The sequence below is a fragment of the Aureispira sp. CCB-QB1 genome (assembly GCF_000724545.1).
In the GTDB taxonomy this organism is placed as follows: Bacteria; Bacteroidota; Bacteroidia; order Chitinophagales; family Saprospiraceae; genus Aureispira.
Genome location: NZ_JHBV01000118.1, coordinates 1 through 407 on the forward strand (window position 1 = coordinate 1; position 407 = coordinate 407).

The 407-nt window shown below is 43.0% G+C and carries 1 pseudogene; it reads left to right on the forward strand.

The features are described from left to right. Positions 1–407 (forward strand): annotated as a pseudogene (locus CG11_RS30630) (hypothetical protein); the annotation flags it as partial.

Consider the following 407-nt stretch of genomic DNA (forward strand, 5'->3'; position numbering starts at 1 on the left):
GCCTTAGAAAAGGAACAGACATTTTCAGAAAATGCCGCCACAATGGACGTAGAAAATGCGCCCACAATGGACGAGGAATTGGACGAGGAATTTCCTTTAGAAGAAGAGGAAGATTGGGAAGAAAATGAAGCAGCCGATGCCTTTGATTTTCCTGATGATGAGTTAGAAGAACAAGACCCTTTGGATGAAGCGATCAATGGTGAGCCAGAAGAAAAACCAATCGACGAAGTGATTGGAGATTTAACAGGGGACAGCGTAAAAAATTTGGAGCTGCTAGAAGAATTAGGAGAAATTGCGATGGAAAAGATTGATGATTCCAAAGCCATGTTGTGTAGTGCCATTAGTGGCGAATCTCCTGCTCGATACGCCAGTGACAAAAAACTGAACAAAGCGTTGTTGAGAGCCTT